The organism is Pseudoalteromonas sp. TAE56, assembly GCF_000497955.1.
Taxonomy (GTDB): Bacteria; Pseudomonadota; Gammaproteobacteria; order Enterobacterales; family Alteromonadaceae; genus Pseudoalteromonas.
Map to the genome: position 1 here is coordinate 19660 of NZ_AUTN01000080.1, position 9022 is coordinate 28681.

The 9022-nt window shown below is 40.1% G+C and carries 11 protein-coding genes; 7 read left to right on the forward strand and 4 right to left on the reverse strand.

The window, feature by feature from the left end; translation table 11 throughout:
* Positions 1-127: 127 nt before the first annotated feature.
* From L656_RS0108330 to L656_RS0108340, 3 genes are all read left to right on the forward strand, one after another.
* Positions 128-541 carry a GFA family protein gene (locus L656_RS0108330; RefSeq protein WP_024598859.1) on the forward strand — a complete coding sequence of 138 codons (414 nt, stop codon included), beginning with the start codon at positions 128-130 and terminating at the stop codon, positions 539-541.
* A gap of 10 nt (positions 542-551) precedes the next feature.
* Complete coding sequence (locus L656_RS0108335) at positions 552-1001, forward strand: RidA family protein (RefSeq protein ID WP_241763425.1); 450 nt, start codon at positions 552-554, stop codon at positions 999-1001.
* A gap of 77 nt (positions 1002-1078) precedes the next feature.
* Positions 1079-1300: a hypothetical protein gene (locus L656_RS0108340; RefSeq protein ID WP_024598861.1), complete on the forward strand. Its 222-nt coding sequence runs from the start codon at positions 1079-1081 to the stop codon at positions 1298-1300.
* On the opposite strand, the gene L656_RS0108345 is transcribed toward L656_RS0108340, so the two are convergent.
* Positions 1280-2485, reverse strand: coding sequence for an MFS transporter (locus L656_RS0108345; RefSeq protein WP_024598862.1), 1206 nt, complete (start codon positions 2483-2485; stop codon positions 1280-1282). The genes L656_RS0108340 and L656_RS0108345 overlap by 21 nt on opposite strands.
* A 117-nt stretch (positions 2486-2602) precedes the next feature.
* Here L656_RS0108345 and L656_RS0108350 point away from each other — a divergent pair, with 117 nt between their 5' ends.
* Positions 2603-3394, forward strand: a complete 792-nt coding sequence (locus L656_RS0108350; protein WP_024598863.1) for an AraC family transcriptional regulator — start codon at positions 2603-2605, stop codon at positions 3392-3394.
* Between the two features lie 19 nt (positions 3395-3413).
* Here L656_RS0108350 and L656_RS0108355 read toward each other — a convergent pair whose 3' ends face one another.
* The 3 genes from L656_RS0108355 to L656_RS0108365 all read right to left on the reverse strand — a co-directional run bounded on the left by L656_RS0108355 (position 3414) and on the right by L656_RS0108365 (position 6927).
* Complete coding sequence (locus L656_RS0108355) at positions 3414-5477, reverse strand: TonB-dependent receptor (protein ID WP_024598864.1); 2064 nt, start codon at positions 5475-5477, stop codon at positions 3414-3416.
* A gap of 74 nt (positions 5478-5551) precedes the next feature.
* Complete coding sequence (locus tag L656_RS0108360) at positions 5552-6208, reverse strand: YoaK family protein (protein ID WP_024598865.1); 657 nt, start codon at positions 6206-6208, stop codon at positions 5552-5554.
* Positions 6209-6237: 29 nt separating this feature from the next.
* Entirely contained in the window at positions 6238-6927 is a 690-nt protein-coding gene (locus L656_RS0108365) for a substrate-binding periplasmic protein (RefSeq protein ID WP_024598866.1), read from the reverse strand.
* Positions 6928-7050: 123 nt separating this feature from the next.
* Here L656_RS0108365 and L656_RS0108370 point away from each other — a divergent pair, with 123 nt between their 5' ends.
* From L656_RS0108370 to L656_RS0108380, 3 genes are all read left to right on the forward strand, one after another.
* Entirely contained in the window at positions 7051-7299 is a 249-nt protein-coding gene (locus tag L656_RS0108370; RefSeq protein WP_024598867.1) for a TIGR03643 family protein, read from the forward strand.
* 76 nt (positions 7300-7375) lie between these two features.
* Positions 7376-7738: a hypothetical protein gene (locus tag L656_RS0108375; RefSeq protein ID WP_024598868.1), complete on the forward strand. Its 363-nt coding sequence runs from the start codon at positions 7376-7378 to the stop codon at positions 7736-7738.
* Between the two features lie 23 nt (positions 7739-7761).
* Positions 7762-8841: an endonuclease/exonuclease/phosphatase family protein gene (locus L656_RS0108380; RefSeq protein WP_024598869.1), complete on the forward strand. Its 1080-nt coding sequence runs from the start codon at positions 7762-7764 to the stop codon at positions 8839-8841.
* The last annotated feature ends 181 nt before the right edge of the window (positions 8842-9022 follow it).

Genomic DNA, 9022 nt, shown 5'->3' on the forward strand with positions numbered 1-9022 from the left:
AATTAAAAAACCTAACCGAATATAAAAATGAACCGGCGAGCAGTTTTTTTATATTTTAAAAATAATGAATCGATATTGCCGGTCTTATATCTCGATTCAATCTTCATAAGCATTAAGGATTTAAATAATGGAAATTACTGGAAGCTGTTACTGTGGTGAAATTAAATACCAAGCAAAGTCTCAAAATAACAACGCACTTGTTTGCCATTGCAGCGATTGCCAACGTATGTCGAGCGGCCCATTTAGAGCCGTTATAATTGCAGAGCCAAACTCGGTTGTGTTTACCCAAGGTGAGCCAAAAGAGTTTGTTAAAACAGCCCAAAGTGGTAACAAGCGTGCGCAGGGCTTTTGTGGCACATGTGGTACAACACTTTATGCTACAAATGCAGAAAAAGAAGGTCGTGTTTATGGGTTGCGTATTGGTGCGGTTGATCAGCGCGATGAGTTTAAACCGTCTGCACAAATTTGGTCACAATCAACGCTTACATGGTTAAATAATTTACACGAAGTTCCTGCTTTTGAAACCACACCACAAAAATAAGGTAAGCCAGATGATGAACTCACTGATGAAAAAAGCCTTATTAGCAAGCGTACTACTTACTGGTTTTGCGCAGGCAAAACCCAGTAATGTGGACTTTTTAAATACAGGCAAAGCTAATCCTAACTTACCATTTTCGCAAATAGTAAAAGCCGGTAATACGCTTTATATGTCGGGGCAAATAGGGATTAACCCTGCAACCGGTAAGTTAGCGGCTGGTGGTTTTGAAGGTGAAACTAAACAAACACTTGAAAATATTAAACGCACTTTAGAGCAACATAACTACAGTATGAGCAATATAGTTAAATGCACCGTTATGCTTACCGACATAAACGACTTTAAAGCATTCAATGCCATTTACACTCAGTATTTTAGTGCGCCGTATCCTGCACGTAGTGCTTTTGCTGTAAAGGCGTTAGCGCTTGATTCTTTAGTAGAAGTTGAGTGTATAGGCTCACTTTAAATTAAAAGTTAAGTTTTCTGAAATTTTATTTGCTAAAAGGCTGTCTATTTTAGTAGTTACACAACAGAGGAAATATTATGTGTAGTTCACCTAAAAGCAGCCGAGCAGTTAAAAAAACAGCCATTAGTTTTAATGATGAGCTAACTCAAGAGCAACGCCTACGTTTTGCCGCAAAAGCTAATTTAGCACAAGAGCGCCGTGAACAGCGCGAAGCAACTAATAAACGCTATGAGCAAAAACACATGAGTAACAAACCTTCGTCTGGCCTGTTTTCGTGGTTACAGCAACTCGTTAGCTGATTTAGCTAAAGTGGTGTTTTTACCGCTGCCTAAACCACATAAAGCACACAGTACTCCGGCAATAGCGCACAGCCATAATGGCGCACTCCAACTTCCCGTCGTTGTGTGTAATGCACCAGCTAGCATAGGCCCAATAGCGGCAAGTAAATAACCTACACTTTGCGACATACCAGAAAGCGAGGCCGCTTGCTGCGAATCGTCAGTTCGCAAACTAATAAACGACAGTCCCAATATAAAACATGCACCAGAGCAAAAGCCCAGCATTAAGGTCCACACTAAGGCAAAGTTTGGCATATAAAGTAGCCCCAATGCACTAAGTGCACTGAGCATGGCTAAAATAAAGCTAAGCGCGCTTTGATCTTTTAATTTTGCAAGTAGCGGAATTAATATTAAACCCGGTAATGCAGTCGCTATTTGAAAAGCCCCATGATAAGCACCCGCTTGCGTAGCACTTTGGCCGGTTTCGATTAATATGCTGGGTAACCACGTAATAATTATATAATTTAAAAACGAGTTTAAGCCCAGCAGTAGGGTAATTTGCCATGCTAGTAAATAACGCCATACACTTTTTGAAGTGTTAGCGTGCTGAGCAATTTTCGCGGGTTTAGTATGTTTACTTAATTGCGATATCCACACAATAATACTCGCCAGAGTGATAATGGCTGATGAACCCAGCGCAAGTTGCCACCCTAATCCGTTTAACTGACTCAGCGGGAATACCAAAGCAGAAAATCCACCCGATACCACGCCCATAGTAAGCACGTAGGCTGAGGTCATTAACGCGACCTTTGCAGGAAAGTCGCGCTTAATTAAACTCGGTAATAATACGTTTGCTATAGCAATACCCACACCAATAATAGCGGTACCCACAAACAGCATGGCCGAGGTATTTATTACCCGTGCTGCAACACCAGCAAGTATAAATAATAAAGCGACAAATAAGGTGCGCTCTAATCCTTGCTTTTTAGCAAGAGTTGCGGCCATTGGCGATATAACCGCAAAGGCAATGAGTGGCAGTGTTGTTAAAAATCCAGCTTGCGAAGCACTTAACCCAAAGTGATTAATAATTTGTTCAAGCACAGGTGCAATACCTGTAAATGTTGCACGTAAATTGGCGGCAATAAGCAATATGCCAAGTACTAGCAATATGCCAGCAAAGCGTGATTTAGGTGTGTTATTTAACAAAAGAGAAGGCCATTAAAGTTGAGTTGTTACTAATGCATAATGGGCGCTAGTATAAATGCTTAGTAAAAACTATAATTTAGAGATAATGACATTAAATAACTAAAAACAGACAAAACTATGTTTGATGCAATTGGCTGGGACGACATTAAAGGTTTTGAAACTATGGCGCAGCCCATAATAGCCAAAATAGAGCACGCCCATGCAAGTCACGAAATACCACTGCATACCCATCCTAAAGGGCAATTAATTTTAGCCCTGCATGGTTATGTAACCTGCGAAGTGTCGGCAAAAATGTGGATGGTGCCTACGCACAGTGCAATTTGGATCCCCGCACAAAAAGTGCATAGTAATAGGGCGTCTGATAACGCAAAGCTCTGTCATTTATTTGTTGATAGTAGTAAAAACGGTATGCCGCTAAATACGTGTACATTAGCCATTACGCCACTGGTTAAAGAGCTAATGTGCGAGTTGGCTGGGCATAATCAGCACTATGCTTTAAATAGTAAAACAGCACGTTTGGCGCAGGTGTTATTTGATCAACTTATCGACATGCCTGTACAGCCACTTGATTTTGTATTATCTAAAAACGAGGTAATTCAAACCATGAGCGATCAGCTTATAAACATGCCAAACAATCGAAAAACATTACCACAATGGGCTAAGCAGTTTGCATTAACTGAGCGCACATTAGCGCGGTTAATTAAAAAAGAAACCGGCATGACATTTGGAAAGTGGCGTACGCAATTGCATATAATTACAGCCTTAAAAGCGCTTTCAGATAAGCAAAGTGTGCAGCAGGTGTCGGAGTTACTAGGGTATGAGTCGGTGAGTGCATTTATTACTATGTTTAAAAAGGTAATGAAAAAGTCGCCCATGAAATACATGAGCGACTTAAATCAGTTAAATTAGCTTAGCCCTTAAATAAGCATTACCACGTATAAGTTGCCGAAAGCATCGCGTTTCGAGGTCTACCCGGGAAGTATCTGTCGCCGGTAAAACTGGTGTAGTCGGCGCGCTCTGCATAAGCTTCATTGGTTAAATTAATAATGCGAGCAAGTACTTCAAGATTATTGGTAACTTGCCACTGCGCGCGCAGGCTTAAAACATCATGCCCTTGGTATTTATTTAAGTTTTCTGGGTCGGTGTAGTAGTTACCAACGCGATGCCACTGCAAAGCAAATTGTACATTGTTTAGTGCTTGCCATGTTAAATCGAGATTAGCAATATTACGCGGTGCGGTATCTATGTCGTTGCCGTTTATATTTAAACCGTTAAGAATTTGGTTGTTAGTATAAGTATGCTTTGCGTGCGTGCCTGCAAAGTTGAGTGAGAGTGTATTTGTAAGCTGGTAATCAAGTTCAAGCTCAATACCGCGATGGCGAGAGCTGCCATTATTTACCGTAAAAAAGTCACTATCACGGTAAATCGTATTGTGTTTACTCATAGCGTAAACCGACACACCATAACGTAGTTTTTCGTAAATTCCTTTAATACCCAGCTCTGCATTATTAGCTATTTCGGCGCTTAAATTTGCAGTAGTTTGCTCGCGTTGTAATTGGTATAACTCAGCGGCTTGTGGGGCGCGGTAACCGCGAGAAAAGTTCGCATAAAGCGTGTTATTTGTATTGTACTGATAACTAACCCCAAGCTTTGGCGATAGATTACTAAAACTATTTTTAGCACTCGCTGGGCGGCTGTATCGGCAGNAGCCACCAAAGCCGCATTCTGTGCCATCGTCTTTTGTTCTACCTGCAAGCATATTATTGGTGTAGTCGTACTGCATATGCTCGTAGCGCACACCTGCGTTAAGTAACCATTTATTTAATTGCCAATCTACAGATGCAAAAGGGGCATAAAGCGTAGCGTTTACATCGTAATCGTAATGTTTGCCTTGTGGCACTGTAGCAACTAAAAATGCAGAACCTTGCGTGGGCTCATTTTGGCTTTGAGTAAAGTCGGCTTGCGTGTATTCGCCATCAAGCCCTAGGTTTATTTTTATATTGCTTTGTAAATTATGTTGATAAAGCGATTGTACGCCAAAACCAGTTTGACTGTTTGTTTCAAGCGGTGTGCCGGGTAAAAAGTGCTTAAAAAAGTCCATGCTTTGGTCACGAAAATATAACGTAGTAGAGAGCACGTCATTGTTATTTAATTGCCATGTTGCGTTGCTCCACGCTCTAAATGCGCGTGCTTTTCTAAATGCATCTGGGTCAAAGTTTTTTTGCGCGAGATCTTCGTTTTTATAGCTTTCAAAACCTGTAATAAATCCCGCAGTTTGCTGATCTAGGTTTGTGTAAGTAAGCCCAGAGGTCAGTAATAAATTATTATTTGAATAGCGATGGCGAATATTAACTTTTTGTTGCTCTACGCTTTCGTCGTCGCGGTAACCGCTATCGTCGGTAATACTTGCGTTAATGCCTATACCGCTGTTGCCGTAATCTTGTCCTGCACGTAATTTGTAGCGAGTATAGCCATACGAGCCGTAATCTAAACCAACTAAGCCACCGCCTTGCGTGGTATCGGGCGTTATTACATTAATAACACCATGTACAGCATTTGAGCCATAAAGTGCAGAGCCGGGGCCTTTGAGTACTTCTATGCGCTGCGCCATTTCGCTGTGGGCTTCAAATAGCTCGTTTATATTACAAAACCCAGCGGCTCTGAGTGGTATGCCATCTTCTAGGGTTAATATGCCACCACAAGCGCCTGCGCCCGAAAGCACTTGTGAGCGAAGCGCGGGTAAATACTCTTGGCCATTTCCGCGTTGAATATTAGCACCCGCTACACGTTGCAGGGCTTCTTCAATATGCGTAGGCGCTATGCTATTTAGCTGCGCTTCACTAAGTGTACTTATTGATAAAGGCAGTGGGGTAGATAGCGCTTCAATACGTGATGCCGTCGTTGTTACGGTTTCTATTGCATCGTTATTTTGATTGTTGGCAAACGCAGTGTGGCTGAAGGGTAATAACAGCGGCAAAAAATAAGGTTTCATACATTCCTTGAAAGTAATCTATATTGCATTGCCTCTATAATATGCGGTTTTAATGTGCTTTTAAACTTGTTGCGTTAAAGCGTACGTAACCTATAAACCCGATACGTAATTGATAAAACAAAACAAGCCACAGCAGGAAACACCAAAGCCAGCACTAAGTAATGCTCAAATAAAACAAAACCGGCTACACCGCCTAATAAAAAGCCTGCAATAATAAGTAAAAACATAACGCCTTTACGCGTATCAAATTGCTCACCTTTAAGTGCTTTACCTATCATTAAACCAAGGTCAGTAAAAATACCCGTTAAATGTGTGGTACGAACGACTGCGCCACTATAATTAGTGACTAACGCATTTTGTAACCCACAAGCAGCAGAGGCAAGCGTAATTGCATAAACATAGGATTGATTAAGTAGGTAGGCACTTGCTAACAGTAAAGCGCCTTCAATAAATAAGAGCGTGTCGTAATGGCGGCCAAGTTTTAATGAACGCCCTGCAAGTAAAAAGCCAGAAAGCGCCGAGCCCAACATAAAGCTAATGAGTATGCTAAATAACAGCAAAGCGGCTGAGGTATTGCTCATTAGCTTAATACCCAACAAAGTAACAGAGCCTGATAAGTGCGAAATGGCTTGATGCTCAAAACCTAATAAGCCTACAGCGTTAACTATGCCCGCTATAAATGCCAGTGTAAACGCGCCATATTCAACCCACTTTGGTAGTTTTGTAAACATTGGTTATCTCTTAATGTGTGCAGAGTTAATTATTGAGCTTGTGCTTTAAAACGCTTTATTTGTTCATCAACTAATTTTGTATCAATTACGCCACGCTTAAAAGCAATGTAAGTAGGAAATGTAAACTCATTTAATTGCCGAGCATAAATGTTTTTATATTCTTTTGAGTACCACAAACCCGCTTGATAGTTAGTTATTGCGTATTCAACGCGTTTTTTTTCAAGTAGCTCAAAAGTGTCTTTAGTTGAAAGTGAACGAAGCAGATTATTCTCATCAAGGCTGTACTTTTTAGCGATAATTTTGGGAAGAATAACACCGCGTAACATAGCTATAGCGGCTTTTGATAAATCATCAATAAGCAGATTATCTTCATTTAACGTGAATAAACCAAACTTAGTGGTATGCAAAGGCTCGCTAGTAAAGTCTAAATATTCTGTACGCTCTTTATAGTTGGCCAATGAGAAATAGCAGTCGTAATAGCCCAGCTCCATCTCTTTTTTAACACGCGCCCAAGGTAAATGAATAACGTCAATTTTGAGGTTTAAGTTTTTTTCAATAAACTTAATGTAATCAATATCTAAACCTGTAAATGTATCGGCTTTTTCATCGTAAATAGTAAAAGGAGGGTAGTGCGTTGTAACGCAGCGCAGAGTTTTACTTGGCGCTGCAAGTAATAACGAGGGAAAAGTTAAAGCTAAAAACAGAAATATTGCGCGCATAAATATAAATTCGATACCATTTAAATACATAATCTGAATGCTAATTATACAGTTACTGAGCTTAAATTGCATTGATCTAAGTATTTTTACCTAGCGTATAAGTTAAATTTTGTGAGATATACCATGTTTAACTCAGAGCAGCAGTCACGCATTATCGAAATGGCGTGGGAAGATAGAACCCCCTACGAGGCAATAGAGCAGCTATACGGATTAAAGTATCCGCAGCTGGTGGTTTTTATGCGCGACAATATTTCAAAAGGCAGTTTTAAAGTTTGGCGTAAGCGCCATGCAGGACGTAAAACAAAACATTTAAAATTACGCGATCCCGCTATTATGCGAAGCCATTGTAAAACTCAATATAAACAACGTTAAATAGGTGTTAGTTGTTTCATACGATGTTCATCCGTATTTGTTAACCTTTAGCTATTAATAATGCTAGAGATTATTTATGAGAGCACCTATATACACAGCACTAATAGTATTGGCTTTATGTTCAATCAGTGCAAACGCAAAACCACATAAAGATAAGCATGGTCATAAACATGGCCATAAAAATCATCATTCGCATAAGCATAACGACAATGGCTACCTTTCTAAAAAAGAGGCAAAGCAACTAATTCGCGCAGGTTGGACGCCACCAGGGCTAAGTAAAAGCTATCACCGAGGCGACTTTTTAGAACGCGATTTATACAAAAGAGGTAGAGTGATTGAACGCTCTAGAGATAATGGTACAGTGAGTATAGAAATAGACCGTACAGTTATCCATATGGTGCACGATACTCGAGAAATACTTTCAATTTTAAGTCGCTAAATTAACTTTATAAGGATATTAAAATGCTCATTGCGCTGGCTATAATTATTGGCTTTTTTTTACTGGTTACCTTATTACCTATGTCGTACAGCCAGCATTACTTAGTGCGTAGCTGCGACTTTGTGCGCTTACAGGTATTTTATATTGCCAGTTTTTTAGCCGTTACTTCGTTGTTTTTATTATGGCAAAGTAGCGCAATAGGTTATGTATTTATAGCTTTAACATCATTTCTTATAATGTTTTTACAAGGTAAATGGATTTACCCGTATACGTGGCTTGCTAAAAAAGAAGTACAAAGCGCACCTAAGCATATAGACCATAGTATAAGGATTATGTCGGCAAATGTACTTATGTCGAACCATAAAAGTGAGCAGTTAATTAGCCTTGTTGATGAGCACCAACCTGACCTGCTTATTACACTTGAGAGCGATAGCTGGTGGGAAAATAAATTATCAGTTATTAAAAAAAATTACCCGTGTTACATAGAGTGCCCTAAAGATAATCGTTACGGCATGCACTTATACAGTAAGTTTAAAATACTTGATGCACAAATATGTGAGTTAATAGAAGACGACATTCCTTCTATTCATATACTGTTTGAAAACGATGAAGGCCTTGAAATGCAAGGTCACTTTATTCACCCCGCACCACCAAGCCCAACGGAGGAAGACTCATCGCGCCCGCGCGACTCTGAGCTAATAATGGTGGCTAAAGCACTTAAAAACCCTACACGGCCTACCATCGTTGCTGGCGATTTAAACGATGTTGCATGGTCGCGTAGCACCCGTTTGTTTATGCAAATAAGTGGCTTTTTAGACCCTCGAAAAGGTCGTGGGTTTTATAATACTTTTCATGCAAGTTACTTTTTTATGCGCTGGCCGCTCGATCACTTATTTCACAGCCAAGGCTTTAAAGTAAAGCGTATTAAGCGCTTAGCTAAATACGGTTCTGATCACTTTGCACTGCTTACTGAGCTGTCTTTTGAGAATGCTAATCAGGAGTCACTAGAAGATAAACCTGAAGAACTTAAGCAAGAAGAAATCCAAGAGCTCGCAATGAGTAAGGCTGATAAGCGAAAAGTGCCGAGGTTTGAAAAGGAGTGAGAGACGCTAGTTGTCAGCTTCTAGTTATTAGTTGAATACATTTTAACTGAACTGTCAGGTTTGATTAATGAGACTTGATCAAATTTGATAGTCTCATCAGTGCCAATGTAGGTCGGATAAGCGAAGCGCCATCCGACACAGTAAAATACCTTATCAATATTTTATGGTTTCGAGTGGCTGG

Excerpts from the sequence above, each read along its gene's own strand:
- L656_RS0108330 (WP_024598859.1), top strand. The coding sequence starts at position 128 with ATGGAAATTACTGGAAGCTGTTACTGTGGTGAAATTAAATACCAAGCA.
- L656_RS0108380 (WP_024598869.1), top strand. The coding sequence starts at position 7,762 with ATGCTCATTGCGCTGGCTATAATTATTGGCTTTTTTTTACTGGTTACC.
- L656_RS0108360 (WP_024598865.1), bottom strand. The coding sequence starts at position 6,208 with ATGTTTACAAAACTACCAAAGTGGGTTGAATATGGCGCGTTTACACTG.
- L656_RS0108365 (WP_024598866.1), bottom strand. The coding sequence starts at position 6,927 with ATGCGCGCAATATTTCTGTTTTTAGCTTTAACTTTTCCCTCGTTATTA.
- L656_RS0108340 (WP_024598861.1), top strand. The coding sequence starts at position 1,079 with ATGTGTAGTTCACCTAAAAGCAGCCGAGCAGTTAAAAAAACAGCCATT.
- L656_RS0108335 (WP_241763425.1), top strand. The coding sequence starts at position 552 with ATGATGAACTCACTGATGAAAAAAGCCTTATTAGCAAGCGTACTACTT.
- L656_RS0108370 (WP_024598867.1), top strand. The coding sequence starts at position 7,051 with ATGTTTAACTCAGAGCAGCAGTCACGCATTATCGAAATGGCGTGGGAA.
- L656_RS0108375 (WP_024598868.1), top strand. The coding sequence starts at position 7,376 with ATGAGAGCACCTATATACACAGCACTAATAGTATTGGCTTTATGTTCA.
- L656_RS0108350 (WP_024598863.1), top strand. The coding sequence starts at position 2,603 with ATGTTTGATGCAATTGGCTGGGACGACATTAAAGGTTTTGAAACTATG.